The sequence below is a fragment of the Synechococcus sp. MIT S9503 genome (assembly GCF_047304175.1).
Taxonomy (GTDB): domain Bacteria; phylum Cyanobacteriota; class Cyanobacteriia; order PCC-6307; family Cyanobiaceae; genus Synechococcus_C.
This window is the reverse complement of sequence record NZ_CP138955.1, coordinates 1,964,400-1,978,987: the sequence shown is the minus strand read 5'-3', so window position 1 is coordinate 1,978,987 and position 14,588 is coordinate 1,964,400. Positions and strand designations below refer to the sequence as shown.

The following is a 14,588-nucleotide window of genomic DNA, read 5'->3' as shown; positions in this document are numbered from 1 at the left end:
GTCTGATTCAAACGGCATCAGCCTGATCGGTCGCTACGGCAATGCCGGTTACGAAGCGGTCGCGGATGGGGTGATGGCCTTCTTTGATCGGCGCACGGATCTGCACCGTCCCGGCATCGCCTTCGGTCCTTCCGATGATCAGGAACCTTCGAAGCTGAGCACCGACATCAGTCTTGTGGCGATTGATCGCACGGATCCGGAGGCCTGCGCCCTCTCGGAGGTGATTGTCAGGGGGGTCAGCGCCGGGCTGGATCGGTACCTCGATGAGCGGCCGCTTTTCCGTGAGGTCTGCCCTGACCAGGCTCTCTTTGTTCTGCCCATCTTCAATTTGCAGCGCTACGCGCCCGGTGAGGGCTTTCGCCAGTGGCACTGCGACTGGACCATCAGTGATGAAGTCACCGAACCCGTTCATCGCGTTCTGGCCTGGATTCTCTACTGCGACACCGTGGCTGAGGCGGGAACTGAGTTTCACTGGCAGCAGCATCACGAGGAGGCTGTGCGCGGGAAGTTGCTGATCTTTCCTGCCGGTCCCAGTCATATTCACCGCGGCCGGGTGAATCGGACGCACAGCAAAACCATTGCCACCGGCTGGATCAATGCGGGGACCCGGGAGGGCTATCTGCGGCGCCTGTCTCAGTCCTGATCGGTGGGACCTCACGGATGGTGTTGACCCGTTGCGGGAAGGGAATTTCAATCCCCTCCCGTTTGAAGGCGGTCCAGATCGCCTGGTTCACCTCACTCACCACGCCCATGTTGGTCATGGGATCCGCGATCCAGTAGCGCAGTGAGTACTCGATTGCAGAGTCTCCGTATTGCACCTGGAAGGCTTTGGGCGACGGTTGATGAAGAACCCTTGGAACTGTCCGAGCGGTGGTTTCCAGCAGTCTGATCACCACGTGCGGATCATGGTGATAAGCGGCGCCGATCAGGATTTCACTGCGACGCAAACTGTCAGTCGCGGTGTAGCTGATGGCCTGGTCCGTGAAGAACATCTGATTGGGAATCAGCAGTTCCGCGTTGTCGCGTACGCGCCAGAGCAGGGTGGCGCGCAGGCCGAGCTTGCGGACTTCGCAGGGATCTTCATCCACCATCAGGATTTCTCCAGGTCGTACGGATCCTTCAAACAACAGCCAGATGCCGCTGATGAAGTTGGAAAACACCTCCTTGATCCCGAAACCCAGGCCCACCGACAAACCACCTGCGATGGCCACAAGAGCGGTGGAGTTCAGCCCGATGTGAAAGCCAACGGCGGTGATCCCGATCCCAACAACCAGGTAGCGGATGATCAGATTCAGAGCCTTGCGACTGCTGTTGCTGCAATTCAGCAGTTTTTGCAGCATCCATGCCATTCCCGCTGCTGGAAGCTTTGTCCCCACCAGCAGCAGGTAGCTCACAATCAGCGCGGTGATCAGGTTGTTAATGGTGAGCGTTTCTCCAAAGAGACTGCCCAGCTTGATCACACCGAGATCATCTGGATTATCGAACTGGCTGATCAGATTCACGCCAACCACGGCGATGTAGATGGGTCTCAGCAGACGACTTTCAAGCTGATGCACGCTGCTTTCAGGAATGATCGGCAGCAACAGTTGATTCAGCAGAGTGAGCAGATTCCAGCCCAGCCAGCTCAGGCCTGCATAGCTCACCAGTCCAGTCTTGCCGCCAGGAAGCTCAATCAGCCAGGCGATTAACAGCATGCTGATCGGGGCCACGAGCAAACGCAGTGAAGGGTGCAGGTTTTTGAGAGCTTGTTGTGGTTTGATCAGCTGCCAGCCCATGATCAACCCCGCGATCAGGAGCAATTGAGCAATGACTGCGCCGCGCTGCAGGTAGCCCAACCAGCCCAGGATTTCCCAGAAAAGCTGGCTCATGGTTGTTTTTCCAAAGCCTCCAGCAAGGAGTTCGTGCTTGCCCTGGGGGTCTTGGTTCCGAAAACCAACTGCACAAGGGTTTGTGAACCAATGCTGGCGAGTTCGGGATGATGAGCAATTTGTGCCAACGCCATCTCATGCTCAGCTGAATCAGCTCTGGATTGCACCAGCGTGGCCAGTGTTTTGGAACTTTTCACCGGGAGGGCAACGGATGGGTTGACCGGCAGAAAAGCCAGCGACTGAAGAGACAGGTTTCGCTGCACCATCGGATTGGTGATGAAGCGGGCCAGGTTGAGAGCGACCTCGCGTTGCCTTGCGCTGGAGTTCGCACCCAGAGCCAGCACGCGCACGGAATTCACTGGGCTTGGAGCTCCTGCCGGCCCTCTGGGAAGGGCGGAGACTCCAAGTTTTTCCCCCATCTCGCTTCCCAGCCTGATCAGGCTGTTGGAGTTGCAGCTCACCCAGTCGAGTTCGCCCTGCTTGAGCAGATTCTGCAGTTGTCCCTGGTCCTGGAAGAAGGTGATATTGCGTTGGGCACTGGCCCTTTGCAGCCAGGTCAGCCAGCCCAGGATTTCAGTGATGTCTTCGTCACTGGTTCGCGATCCTCTTTCAGCGCGTCCAAGGCTCTGCAGGGCTCCAAGGCTGCCAGAGGTCCAGAGCAGTTCCGAGAAGTTCACCGGCAGACCGACTCTCGCTCCTGCAGCACCCTCCTGCAGCAGGGCCTGCAGCGTGGTTGGAGGTTCCTTGACCACCGTGCGGTTGAAGCAGGCGATCTGCGGGTAGATCACCATCGGCTGAGCTGCGATTCGCCCGTCCTCGAGTTTGACCCTCTCCCACAGGGACTCTTCGGTGTTTTGTCGCTTGAACTCCGTCTTTGGAAGTGCTTCGGTCAGCCCGGAGGTGATCAGTTGCTTGGCCTGAGGCGCGTCGGTGATGACAAGGTCTGGCCCCAGGTCCGAGGCATTGCGGCGTTGCAGTTCCCCAATGAGATCGGCACGTTTGTACAGCGCGACCTGAACATTCACATTGGGGTTGATCTTGCGGTAATCGCTGACGACAAGATCGATCCTGCGGCGGAAGTCAGCCTGTGTGGCGGTCTCGATCGTGCTGTCCTGGTCGATCACCAACGCCAGGTAGAGCATCACCGGCAACTCATTGCCGAGGCGACTGCAACCGCTGAGCAGCAGGCTGAAGAGAACAACGCTGGCGGCCAGCCGAGCTCGCACGATTCCGAGTGAGTTGATCAGCCCATTCTGAACTTCAGGTTCCTTGCCGTCTTGGTATGACTGTCGGGCAGCCCCGCTCGAGCGAGTTGCTGTGGATGGGGTCCCGGTTTGATTCAGGCAGCTGTTTTGCGAGCATGGTTCGCTGTTGTTGAGCGCGTCCCGTGTCCGAGCTGGCCAAGACCTATGACCCGGTGGGCACTGAGGCCCGCTGGCAGCAGGCCTGGGAGGACCAAGGCGCATTTCATCCTGATCCCAAGGCACCCGGGGATCCTTTTTCGGTGGTCATTCCCCCTCCGAATGTGACCGGTAGCCTGCACATGGGCCATGCCTTCAACACAGCCCTGATCGACACGATCGTGCGCTACGAGCGTCTTGCGGGAAAAAATGTGCTCTGCCTGCCTGGCACCGACCACGCTTCAATTGCGGTGCAGACGATCCTGGAGAAGCAACTCAAGGAAGAGGGCAGGACTCGCCACGATCTCGGCCGTGACGCCTTTCTGCAGCGAGCCTGGCAGTGGAAGGCCGAAAGCGGTGGGCGCATTGTTGATCAGCTGCGCAGGCTCGGCTATTCCGTTGACTGGCGTCGTCAGCGCTTCACCCTGGACGAAGGCCTTAGTGAGGCAGTGAAGGAAGCCTTTGTGCGGCTGCACGAACAGGGGCTGATCTACAGGGGCGAATACCTGGTGAACTGGTGTCCTGCCTCCGGTTCGGCGGTGAGCGATCTGGAGGTGGAGATGAGGGAGGTGAATGGCCACCTCTGGCATTTCCGTTATCCGCTCAGCAGTGGTGAGGGGCATCTGGAGGTGGCCACAACCCGGCCCGAAACCATGCTGGGCGATACGGCCGTGGCGGTGAATCCCACTGACGAGCGCTATGCCCATCTGGTGGGCCAGACCCTCACCCTGCCCTTTGTGGGGCGGGAGATTCCGATCGTGGCTGACGATCATGTCGACAAGGAGTTCGGCACCGGCTGCGTCAAGGTGACGCCTGCCCACGATCCCAATGATTTTGCGATCGGACAGCGCCATGGCCTGCCCCAGATCACGGTGATGCGCAAGAACGGCACGATGAATCAGCAGGCCGGAGAGTTCCAGGGGCTGGATCGTTTTGAAGCCCGCAAGGCCGTGGTGGCCGGTCTTGCAGATCTCGGTCTGCTGGTGAAGGTGGAGGACTATCGCCACAGCGTTCCCCACTCCGATCGTGGCAAGGTGCCTGTGGAGCCCCTGCTGTCCACCCAGTGGTTCGTGAAGACCGAGCCTCTGGCCGCCCGTTGCCGTGAGGCTCTTGACAAGCAAGATCCCTGCTTCATTCCCGACCGCTGGGAAAAGGTCTACCGCGACTGGCTCACTGACATCCGCGACTGGTGCATCAGCCGACAGCTGTGGTGGGGTCATCGCATCCCCGCCTGGTTCGTGATCAGTGAGACCGGCGGTAAGTACACCGACACAACGCCTTATGTTGTGGCCCGCAATGAGGCCGAAGCCTTGGAGAAGGCCAGGGCCGGGTTCGGCGCGGCAGCCGAGATCGAGCAGGACGAAGACGTGCTCGACACCTGGTTCTCCAGCGGCCTCTGGCCCTTCTCCACCCTGGGCTGGCCAGATGCCGGCAGCGCTGATCTGCAGCGCTGGTATCCCACCAGCACCCTGGTGACGGGCTTCGACATCATCTTTTTCTGGGTGGCCCGGATGACGATGATGGCCGGTGCCTTCACCGGAGAGATGCCGTTCAAGGACGTCTACATCCATGGGCTGGTGAGGGACGAGCAGAATCGCAAGATGAGCAAGAGCGCCGGCAACGGCATCGATCCGCTGCTGCTGATCGACCGTTACGGCACCGATGCCCTGCGCTTCGCTCTGGTACGGGAGGTGGCTGGCGCCGGTCAGGACATCCGCCTGGACTACGACCGCAAGAAAGACACCTCCGCCACCGTTGAGGCTTCGCGCAATTTCGCCAACAAGCTCTGGAACGCCACCCGTTTCGCGCTGATGAATCTCGATGGCGAGACTCCCGCCCAGCTGGGCGATCCCGATCCAGCGGCGTTGCAGCTGGCGGATCGCTGGATCCTGTCGCGGCTGGCCCGGGTCAACCGTGAAACTTCTGCGCGTTACTCCAGCTATGCCTTGGGTGAAGCCGCCAAGGGGCTGTATGAGTTCGCCTGGAATGATGTCTGCGACTGGTATCTGGAGCTGAGCAAGCGCCGGCTTAATCCAGGTGATAACGCCAGCGCTGAAGCTCTCGCTGATCAGCGCACGGCCAGGCAGGTGCTGGCCAAGGTGATCAGTCAGATGCACCTGATGCTGAATCCGCTGATGCCGCATCTCACCGAGGAGTTGTGGCACAGCGTCACCGCAGAGCCTGAGACAACGTTTCTGGCGCTGCAGGTCTGGCCGGATGTTGATGAGGCAGCCCTTGATGAGGATCTCGAGGCTTCATTCGCCGAGTTGATCGCCGCCATCCGCGTGGTGCGCAATCTGCGAGCGGTCGCTGGCCTCAAGCCTGCCCAGACCGTTCCGGTGCGTTTCGTGAGTGGCCGCGGCGATCTTGTGGATGTGCTGCAGCAGGGGATCGGCGACATCACAGCGCTCACCAAAGCTGAAGCGGTTCAGGTGATGACGCCTTCTGAGGCGGATGCTGCACCGGTGACCAAAGCTCTCGCAGGTGTCAGTGGTGAGCTTCAGGTGCTGCTTCCGATTGAGGGTCTGGTGGATCTCCAGGCCCTCACGACAAGGCTCGAGAAAGACATCGCCAAAGCCGAGAAGGAGATCAAGGGTCTGAGCGGTCGACTGGCCAATCCCAATTTCGCCGACAAGGCGCCGGCAGCTGTGGTGGCTGAATGCAGGGTCAACCTGGCTGAGGCCGAGGCACAGGCTGATCTGGCACGCCGGCGTCTGGAGGATCTCAGCTGAGTCGCTTGCTCTGTCCTGATCCCTAGCCTTGAACAAGCTCTGCTTCTGACCGCTGGACTCTCCGTTGATCACGGTTGAAAGGCTCAGCAAGACGTATCGCGTCGCTGACAAACAGCCCGGCCTGGCTGGCACTCTGCGGCACTTTCTGCGGCGCAGGCAGCGCGATGTGTCCGCGGTGCGGGACGTGTCGTTCGCGATCGCCCCCGGCGAGATGGTGGGATTTCTCGGAGCCAATGGCGCCGGCAAGACGACCACGCTCAAAATGCTCTGTGGGCTGATCTATCCCAGCTCCGGGCAGGTGCTGGTGGGGGGGCATCAACCTCAGCGTCGCCATCCTGATTTTCTGCGGCGCATCACGTTGGTGATGGGGCAGAAGCAGCAGCTCATCTGGGATCTGCCACCGATGGATTCGTTGCGCGTCAACGCAGCGGTTTATGGCATCCCGGATCGCGTTGCCAGCAGACGCATCGCCGAGCTGTCGGAGCTGCTCGAGCTGGGCGAAGAGCTCACCCGTCCGGTGCGCAAGTTATCTCTCGGGCAGCGCATGAAGGCTGAGCTGCTCGCTGCATTACTGCATGAACCGGAGGTGTTGTTCCTGGATGAACCCACTCTGGGGCTGGATGTGAATGCCCAGTTGCGGGTGCGCCAGTTTCTGGCCGAGTACAACCGCCGCACCGGTGCCACCATTTTGCTCACCAGTCACTACATGGCTGACATCACAGCGCTCTGCCCCAGGGTGCTGCTGATTCACCAGGGGGCGTTGTTCCATGACGGCCCCCTGGATCGTCTTGCCAGTCGTCTGGCGCCTGAGCGTCATGTGCGCCTGGAACTTGAACAGCCCGCATCTGCAGCAGCCTTCGCCGGTTTAGGGCGCCTCGACAGCCTCGAGAACTGCGTGGTGAACCTGCGGGTGGACCCAGCCTCACTCACCAGGGTTCTGGCACAGATCCTGGAACGTTTTGAGGTGCGTGATCTGGAAGTGAATGATCCACCCATCGATCAGCTAATCGGCGAGTTGTTTCGCCAGGGAAGCCTCTGATGCGCTTGTTCGGGTTGAACCGCCGCATCGTGCGAGCACTGCTGGGCAGTCAGTACGCCCACATGCTCGAGTACCGCGCCGAGATTGCGCTGTGGGCCTTGTCCGGAGTGTTGCCATTCATCATGCTCAGCCTCTGGAGCGGCAGTGATGCCCGCTCCCAGCTGGGTTTGGACGGGGTGGCTCTCGATCGCTATTTCCTCAGCGCTTTTCTGGTGCGTCAGTTTTCGGTGGTCTGGATGGTTTACGCCTTTGAGGAAGATGCGCTGCTGGGACGGCTGTCGCCCTATCTTCTGCAGCCTCTCCATCCACTCTGGCGTTATGTGGCCTCGCATCTGGGTGAGCAGCTCACCCGGTTGCCCTTTGCCGCCGGCATCGCCGGTGTGTTTTTTCTGATTCAGCCGCGGGCTTTCTGGATTCCATCGCTGGGAAGTTTTCTGTTGGCCTGGCTCGCCACCTGGATGGCGTTTGCGATCACGTTTCTGCTGCAGAGCCTGATTGCTTCGCTGTGTTTCTGGAGTGAGAAAGCCACGGCCCTGGAGCGGTTGCTGTTTCTGCCTTTCCTGTTTCTCTCCGGACTGCTCGCTCCGATCACAGCCTTCCCGCCGGCTGTGCAGCACTGGGTGCGCTGGACACCCTTCCCCTATCTGATTGATTTTCCAGCCAGGGTGTTGTCGGGTGATCCGGTGGATCTGGCGGCAGGTTTTGCTGCACAGCTGGCCTGGGTGGGCTTGCTTCTGCCGCTGGTTCTGATGCTCTGGCGAGCCGGTGTGAGGCGCTACAGCGCCATGGGGGCCTGAGATGCGTCGCTACTTGCGAACACTGCGCCGTTTCTGGGGTACCGCTCTGGCCACGCAGCTGGAGTATCAGCTGAATGTGCTGGTGGAGCTGCTGGCCGTGGTCCTCAGCCTGGGGGGCAGCCTGCTGCTGCTGTCTCTGTTTTTCGGTCCTGGACGGGAGCTGGGCGGCTGGAGCTGGGATCAGGCCCTGATCGTTCAGGGCTTCTACACCGTGTTCGACGGCATGACGACCGCCTGGCTGCGGCCCAACCTCGGAGCGATCGTCACCTATGTGCGCGAGGGCACTCTTGATTTCGTGCTGCTCAAACCGATCGACAGTCAGTTCTGGGTGTCACTGCGCACCTTCGCTCCGGCGGGTCTGTCTGAAGTTGCTCTGGGCCTTGGCCTGGCCACCTGGGGAGCGCATCAATCCGGTGTGGTGTTGACTCCGGCGGTGCTCTTCATCGTGTTGCTGATGCTGATGGTGGCCGCAGTGATCCTCTATTCGCTTTGGTTTCTGATCGCTGCCACAAGCATCTGGTTTGTGAAAACCTGGAACGCCACCGAGGTGTTGCGGGCCTTGCTGGCCTCGGGGCGCTACCCGCTTGAAGCTTATCCCGCCCCGTTGAGGCTGCTGTTCACGCTGGTGCTGCCCGTGGCATTCCTCACCACAGTGCCTGCTCAGGTGCTCCTAGGGAGGGCATCATTGCCGTTGCTGGCACTGGGACTTGCGCTTGCGACAGCATTTTTTGCGGCGGCCCGTTGCTTCTGGCTGTTCGCGCTGCGCCACTACACTTCGGCGTCCAGCTAGCTGGACGCCGAGTCATGCAGCCGGATTGCCTCGATTCAGTGACTTGATGAGTGCATCTGAACCGGAATCAGGTGCTGGATACAACGTGGTGCAATTGAATGCGAAGTCGGCTCCACTGCGCTGAACAATTCCAGCGATATCAAGAAAAATGGATTGTTGAATATCAAGCCAGTCTTTCCACACTGTTGTCTTGGTGAAGCAATAAATCATCATATTGATCGATGATGCATCCCACTCGTTGAAGTTCACAAGAATGCTCTGGCTTTGATCTATCTCTGAATGCTGCTCAAGGTAGCTGCGAACCTCTTTTGTAATGTCACCAATCTTGTGTAAGTCTTCATAGCGAAGGCCAATATTTGCAAGAATTCTGCGGTTATACATTTCTCCAGGATTTTGAATCGGATTTGTGGCAAATACGGAATTCGGGATGTAAAGCGGTCTGCGATCAAAGGTGCGTATTCGTGTGTAATACCAACCGATTGATTCAACCGTTCCTTCAAGGTTGTCTGCATTGATCCAGTCGCCCTCGCGGAATGGGCGATTGAAAAACAGCATGAAGCCGGAGAGAAAGTTCTGGCTGATCTGCTGGGTGGCGAACGAGAAGCCGATGCCTGCGCCGCCCAGCATCGTGGCAATGGCCCCAGATGGCACGCCGAAGTTCACCATCAGAGCTGCAGTGACCACCACCAGCACTGAAATGGTGTAAAGCCTGCTCATCACATTGATCAGCATGGATTCATCCTGCTCGTCTTCGATCCGGATCCATCGCCTCATCGAGGCAGATCGCAGCACGGTCTGGCCGATGTTCATCACGGCCCAGGTGATGCTGGCGATCACCAGGGTTGTGGAAATCCTGTTGACCTCAGTCTGAGCCAGCAGTCCCAGCTCAAGACCCTCGTTGAGCTGATGGATGATCCAGCTGGCGTAGAGCGAGGTGCCGAGCCCGAACAGCACAGGGCGCCGCAGCGCTGCGGCGAGATGGCTGCCCATGTTGCGGCCATGGCGGCTCAACAGCTGAAGAAGAAGCCAGGCACCGAGAAGAGCCAGGGTTCCCACCAGCAATCCGATGTTGGTTTGCAGGAACTGCAGGTGTAACTTCGCGGCCAAATGAGACTCAGTCACCAGACCCGAGCGTCGCAGTCGCGAACCTAGCTCATGTCTTCTGCAGCGTCCTGATCCATTGTCTGCTCAGACTGCAGCTGGGGCCTGAGGCTTTTTTGCGTTTTGGGTGGCCATTCCATCGGGTAGATCTGGCGTTGAGGGAAGGGAATGCTGATCTTCTCTTTCTCGAAGCGTTTCCAGATCGCACGACGCAGATCACTGCCCACGTTGAAAGCATCAAGTGGATCTGCGACCCAGAACAACAACTTGTAGTTGATCGAGGATTCCGCAAATTCAGTCACAAAAGCCGATGCAGGCGGGTAATTTTTCACTTTGGGATGTTCTGCTGCGATCTCCAGCAGCATGTCGATGATCTCGTCTGGATCATGTCGATAGGCGGCACCCACCACCACGCTGTCACGCCTCGACGTTTCTGTAGCTGTATAAGAGGCGGCTTCCTGAGTAAAAAAGTTCTGATTAGGAATCAGCAGTTCGGCACCATCGCGACCACGCCTCAGCTGTGTGGCGCGTAGACCCAGTTTGCGCACGGTGCAGGGGTCGCCGTCGATCATCAGAATCTCCCCAGGTCGAACGGATCCTTCGAACAGCAGCCAGATACTGCTGATGAAGTTGGAGATGATTTCCTTGGTGCCGAATCCAATTCCAACTGATAATCCACCGGCGATTGCAATAAAGGCGTTGCCATTGATGCCGATGTAATAGGCCACGCCGATGATGCCGAGGCCGATCACGCTGTAGCGGAATAACAACTCCAAACCGCGCTGATTGCGTTTCTGCACTCCGAAGATCACACCGCTCAGCCAGGCCATCAGTGCCGCTGGCCTGGAGGCAATGGTCACGATCAGATAGATCGCCACAATGGCCGTATACATTTTGCCCAGAGTGATCTCAACTTCGAAGAGATTGGCGACGCCAATTCTTGCGAGATTTTCGCGACTACCCAGCAGGCTCAGCAAGGATAATGTTGCTGTGAAGACATAAATTGGCTTGAATAATGTGGTCTCTATTTCTCCAATCGGGAAGCGGGGATTGGTTTTCTCTACCAGTAACTTCAGGGGCGTGAATAGATTCCAGCCCAGCCAGAGCAGTCCGAAGTAACGCAGCAGTCCGAAGGGAACCTGGATTAGTGCAAAGACTCCTGCCATTAATAGAACCAGTGCGGGTCCCATCAACACGCGGATTGAATCAGGGAAGCGTTGATGTAGCCCCGCTCGATTTAGCAGGCGCTGCAGGCGTTGGTTGCGCCTGAGAAGAATGCTGCGTGCGCGCGCAATCAGAAGCACGAATAGCACCAGGAATAGCTGAATCAGAACAGGCCAGCGCTCCACAAATGACAGCCAGCTGACCATTTCCACCAGGATGTCTCCGGGCGCCACCGTGATTAGAAGATTGGAGAGGGTCGACATCATGAGGATCGGCTCAAAGCGGTCTGCAGTCGCTCAGCTGCCTTGGCGGGTGTTTTCGCACCAAAGATCACATCGTTGATGATGTTTTGAATGGTTTTGGCGAGTCTTGGATTCCCATCGATGGCAGCAACAATTTCGTCTCCAATTTTGATTTCTTGGTTGCCTTTGAAGATGTAGAGGTTCTCGATTCCAGGGATCTGTCGATTGATGATCGTGGCCGCTGCTGGATTCACTGGGTAATTGGTGCGGTAACGCAGTGACCAGGTCTTTTGGGCCCATGGTTGAACGATGAATTGCATCAGTTCTTCAGCGGTCTGTCGCTGTCGCGGACTGGAGTTGCGGCCCAGACCCCACACCTGGAGCTTGCTGATGGGTGTGGCTTGGGCTGCTGGTCCCGCTGGTAATGCAGCAACGCCGAGATTGTCTTTCATGGCTTCCCTCAGTTGGGGTAGCTGCGAGGTCCAGCAGCTGATCCAGTGGAGTTGGCCTCCAATCAGTTGCTTGCGCAATGTGGCCTGATTCCTGAGGAACATCACGTTCTGCTGATAGCTGGCATCCCGCAGCCAGCTCAGCCAGCGAACGAGGTTCTGTGTTTGTTGTGCAGTGGGTTGCTGGCCACGCAGCGCACTCACCAGTGCGCTGCCGGCTTTGTATCCGCTCATGCTCCAGTAGAGATCTTCAAAATTCTGGGTGATGCCGAACACCTGACCCTCGCCGCTCTGCTTGGACATGAGTGCCAACGTTGCAGGTGGCTCCTTGAGTTTGCGTTTGTCGAAACATGCCAGCTGGATGTACTGAGAGACCGGAAGACCGGTCACTTCACCATGGGAGTTGGTGACCCGTTCGAGTAAGCCTGGTGCGATTGCGTTGCGTTGTTCCTGAGTGATCGGCACCGTGTCCAGCAGCTTTGCTTCGAAGAGCTCCTGGATCACGCGGGCATCGCCCATCACAAGATCCGGACCCAGTCCGCTGTAGGTCTGGCGTTCAAGTTCCGATTCGACAGCTGCTTCTGAATAGAGAGCGGGTTGGATGCGAAGGCCTGGAACCACATCCCAGAGATTGTTCTGAAAGCTGCGCAGACGCTTCCGGTCCCGGGAACTGTCAACCGGGGTGACCTTTTCATTGGTCGGCAGGATGCGGGCGACCCGCAGCAGTCGGATCGGTGTTCGCCCGCTGCTGCTGCAGGAGCTCAGCAGTCCAGCTGTGCAGACAAGCCCCAGCAACAGCAGGCGCCGTCGGATCAGTAGTGCCCGGAGATGTTGGTGTCGCACAGCAGCAGGCAGGTATTCCCTTCAACGATTTGACGGTAGAGCCATAGAAGGGTTTGGTCAGTGTTCCGATGTCGGCGCTCGTCTGAATCAGGGTGGTGAGGTTGCACAGTTGCTGCGGGCCATGGAACCGTGATGGCACCGATGGATGAAGGATGGACCCGATCGTTCAGCTGATGGATACCGACGCTCTTCTTGCATGGCTTGAGTCGCCTGCCGGAGCCCTGCTGTTCGTTCCCCTTTACGCCATCTGGGTGACCCTGCTGCTGCCGGGGATCTGGGCCTCGATGCTTGCCGGAGCGCTGTACGGCCCCTGGCTGGGAAGCCTGATCGTGTTTGCAGGGGCGACCCTTGGAGCGGAGGCTGCGTTTCTTTTGGGCAGGCACTGGCTCAGGGGCTGGGCGCAGCAGCGTCTGAGTCGTTTCCCGAAGCTGCTGGCGATTGAGAAGGCTGTCAGTCGCGAGGGGTTTCGCCTGGTGCTGCTGACGCGCCTCTCACCGGCGTTTCCGTTCTCCTTGCTGAACCTGGCTTACGGACTCAGTGAGGTAAGTCTGCGGGATTACAACCTTGGCCTCATCGGCATCATTCCCGGAACGATTCTGTTCTGTGCCCTCGGTGCTCTGGCTGGTAGTGCTGCAAGGTTCGGTGAGGTGCTGGCTGGAGAGACCTCCGCCCAGGCCTGGGTGCTTCGTGTTGTAGGAGTGCTGGCCACGGTGGGTGTGGTGTGGCTGGTGGGACGTGCCGCTCGCAAGGCCCTTCAGGAGGCAGGCGCTGATGTTCAGGATCCTGAAGTCTGATCAGGATCAGGCAGTCGCCAGTCACGCAGGGCGGCAATCACCACAAACCAACCCAGCCTGGCTTTGGCTGTGAATCCGCTTCGGTTGCTCAGGTCGGCATATTTGGCCCGACCGCATTCCGTTTTGATCCATCTGTGGATCGGCGGACGATGACTTTCTGCGTCGTTCATTGCGTTGATGGCAGCGCTGGGCTGTCGCTGAATTTGTTGATCTGATTGGGAATCACGCTGATCGAGACCTTGGCGTCATCGAGCTTGAACTCTTCTTTGGCGCTTCGCACGAAGGTTTCAGAGAGCTCGTTCGCCAGGGCTTCGTTGAGCACTCCCTTTGGCGCGCTGAAGACGAGATCCACGTTGGCCTTGTTGTCGAGCACCCGCACGTTGCTGAACAGCAGTCGCACCCTCTGCCACAAATAGGGGTTCTGGCTGGTGATCTTCAGCTCATTGACCTGACCTGCTTTGAAGGTGTCGAACCTGCTGACAATTTCCTGCTTGATGCGGAAATCCTGCAGAGCTGAAGACAGGGGAAAGCACAACAGCCCAAGCAAAGCCAGCCACACCAGAAGATTTCGCCAGCACTGAACGATGCTGCCGTAGCGCTGCACAAGGAAGATGAACAGGCTTGCCACCGTGATCCCGATCAGGTTGACCAGGAACAACAAAAAGGAGCCTTCGGAAATCTGATTGGTGAGACCGGCCACCGTGCCGCGGCCGAACACTGCAACCACCTCATTGCCCATGCTCAGGCCGATGCCGCAGACGCACAGCGGTGGAACCAGCGCCACGGCGATCGCAACACCGGCCAGTGAATTCGACAGCCTTTCGCGGGTCATGCTGAAGGATCCAGCCACTGCAGCCGCCACGGCGACTCCGAGGTCAATCAGGTTGGGTGCCGTGCGAGACGTCATCTCCCGATTCACCTCACTCACATCCAGAATCCACGCCAGCAGCGCTGCGGTGGCGATCACGGTGATCACACCAATCAACACCGTCAGCAGCGAGCGTTTCGCCAGCTTGTTGTTGCTGATCGAGAGGGCGAAAGCGAGGCTGAGGATCGGGTCCATCAGTGGTGCCACGATCATGGCCCCGATCACCACCGCCGTGCTGTTGGAGATCAGTCCAAGCGTGGCAATCACAGCTGCGCACAACAGCAGCACGAAGAATCCGAGGGACGGCTTTGATGACGCAATTCGGGCCTGGTAGAGCTCCTTGCGTGGGATCCGGTTCTCGAGGTTGATTTGCCATTCGCCGGACAGATTGTCCAGAACATTGCGAAGGGGAGATGACGAGCCCACTGGACTTGATGCCGTACATGCCTACGTCTTCAGTCTCCGCCATCACAACCTTGGATCGGATGCACTGATCATGGA

At 58.5% G+C, this 14,588-nt stretch carries 15 protein-coding genes; 8 read left to right on the top strand and 7 right to left on the bottom strand.

The window, feature by feature from the left end:
- Positions 1–16: 16 nt before the first annotated feature.
- Positions 17–643: a 2OG-Fe(II) oxygenase gene (locus tag SIB56_RS10980; RefSeq protein ID WP_413327325.1), complete on the top strand. Its 627-nt coding sequence runs from the start codon at positions 17–19 to the stop codon at positions 641–643.
- Here the strand turns inward: SIB56_RS10980 and SIB56_RS10975 are convergent.
- Together SIB56_RS10975 and SIB56_RS10970 are read right to left on the bottom strand one after the other, a co-directional pair.
- Positions 594–1,868, bottom strand: a complete 1,275-nt coding sequence (locus SIB56_RS10975; protein ID WP_413323975.1) for a mechanosensitive ion channel family protein — start codon at positions 1,866–1,868, stop codon at positions 594–596. The two genes, SIB56_RS10980 and SIB56_RS10975, sit on opposite strands and share 50 nt — an antisense overlap.
- Positions 1,865–3,094, bottom strand: coding sequence for an ABC transporter substrate-binding protein (locus SIB56_RS10970; protein WP_413323974.1), 1,230 nt, complete (start codon positions 3,092–3,094; stop codon positions 1,865–1,867). Before SIB56_RS10970 ends, SIB56_RS10975 begins: the two co-directional genes overlap by 4 nt.
- Positions 3,095–3,255: 161 nt before the next feature.
- On the opposite strand from SIB56_RS10970, the gene SIB56_RS10965 reads away from it, so the two are divergent.
- The 4 genes from SIB56_RS10965 to SIB56_RS10950 all read left to right on the top strand — a co-directional run bounded on the left by SIB56_RS10965 (position 3,256) and on the right by SIB56_RS10950 (position 8,626).
- A complete protein-coding gene (locus tag SIB56_RS10965) occupies positions 3,256–6,000 on the top strand; it encodes a valine--tRNA ligase (protein WP_413323973.1) in 2,745 nt (914 codons plus the stop codon).
- Positions 6,001–6,064: 64 nt separating this feature from the next.
- Positions 6,065–7,039 carry an ATP-binding cassette domain-containing protein gene (locus tag SIB56_RS10960; protein WP_413323972.1) on the top strand — a complete coding sequence of 325 codons (975 nt, stop codon included), beginning with the start codon at positions 6,065–6,067 and terminating at the stop codon, positions 7,037–7,039.
- Positions 7,039–7,836 (top strand): ABC transporter permease, encoded by a 798-nt coding sequence (locus SIB56_RS10955; RefSeq protein WP_413323971.1) that lies wholly within the window; start codon positions 7,039–7,041, stop codon positions 7,834–7,836. The genes SIB56_RS10960 and SIB56_RS10955 overlap by 1 nt, the downstream gene beginning before the upstream one ends.
- A gap of 1 nt (position 7,837) precedes the next feature.
- Positions 7,838–8,626, top strand: coding sequence for an ABC transporter permease (locus SIB56_RS10950; RefSeq protein ID WP_413323970.1), 789 nt, complete (start codon positions 7,838–7,840; stop codon positions 8,624–8,626).
- A gap of 12 nt (positions 8,627–8,638) precedes the next feature.
- On the opposite strand, the gene SIB56_RS10945 is transcribed toward SIB56_RS10950, so the two are convergent.
- The gene (locus SIB56_RS10945) at positions 8,639–9,358 is read right to left on the bottom strand and encodes a mechanosensitive ion channel family protein (protein WP_413323969.1); all 720 of its coding nucleotides are present in this window, start codon (positions 9,356–9,358) and stop codon (positions 8,639–8,641) included.
- Here SIB56_RS10945 and SIB56_RS10940 point away from each other — a divergent pair.
- Together SIB56_RS10940 and SIB56_RS10935 are read left to right on the top strand one after the other, a co-directional pair.
- Positions 9,357–9,497: a hypothetical protein gene (locus SIB56_RS10940; protein ID WP_413323968.1), complete on the top strand. Its 141-nt coding sequence runs from the start codon at positions 9,357–9,359 to the stop codon at positions 9,495–9,497. The genes SIB56_RS10945 and SIB56_RS10940 overlap by 2 nt on opposite strands.
- Before the next feature lie 35 nt (positions 9,498–9,532).
- Positions 9,533–9,721: a hypothetical protein gene (locus tag SIB56_RS10935; RefSeq protein WP_413323967.1), complete on the top strand. Its 189-nt coding sequence runs from the start codon at positions 9,533–9,535 to the stop codon at positions 9,719–9,721.
- Positions 9,722–9,774: 53 nt separating this feature from the next.
- On the opposite strand, the gene SIB56_RS10930 is transcribed toward SIB56_RS10935, so the two are convergent.
- Positions 9,775–11,154 carry a mechanosensitive ion channel family protein gene (locus SIB56_RS10930; RefSeq protein WP_413323966.1) on the bottom strand — a complete coding sequence of 460 codons (1,380 nt, stop codon included), beginning with the start codon at positions 11,152–11,154 and terminating at the stop codon, positions 9,775–9,777.
- Positions 11,154–12,425, bottom strand: a complete 1,272-nt coding sequence (locus tag SIB56_RS10925; protein ID WP_413323965.1) for an extracellular solute-binding protein — start codon at positions 12,423–12,425, stop codon at positions 11,154–11,156. Before SIB56_RS10925 ends, SIB56_RS10930 begins: the two co-directional genes overlap by 1 nt.
- A gap of 152 nt (positions 12,426–12,577) precedes the next feature.
- On the opposite strand from SIB56_RS10925, the gene SIB56_RS10920 reads away from it, so the two are divergent.
- Positions 12,578–13,219, top strand: a complete 642-nt coding sequence (locus SIB56_RS10920) for a TVP38/TMEM64 family protein (RefSeq protein WP_413323964.1) — start codon at positions 12,578–12,580, stop codon at positions 13,217–13,219.
- Here the strand turns inward: SIB56_RS10920 and SIB56_RS10915 are convergent.
- Both SIB56_RS10915 and SIB56_RS10910 read right to left on the bottom strand, forming a co-directional pair.
- Positions 13,201–13,389, bottom strand: coding sequence for a hypothetical protein (locus SIB56_RS10915; RefSeq protein WP_413323963.1), 189 nt, complete (start codon positions 13,387–13,389; stop codon positions 13,201–13,203). The genes SIB56_RS10920 and SIB56_RS10915 overlap by 19 nt on opposite strands.
- On the bottom strand, positions 13,386–14,513 hold the full coding sequence (locus tag SIB56_RS10910) for a TIGR00341 family protein (RefSeq protein WP_413323962.1): 1,128 nt from the start codon (positions 14,511–14,513) through the stop codon (positions 13,386–13,388). The genes SIB56_RS10915 and SIB56_RS10910 overlap by 4 nt, the downstream gene beginning before the upstream one ends.
- Positions 14,514–14,588: the final 75 nt, after the last annotated feature.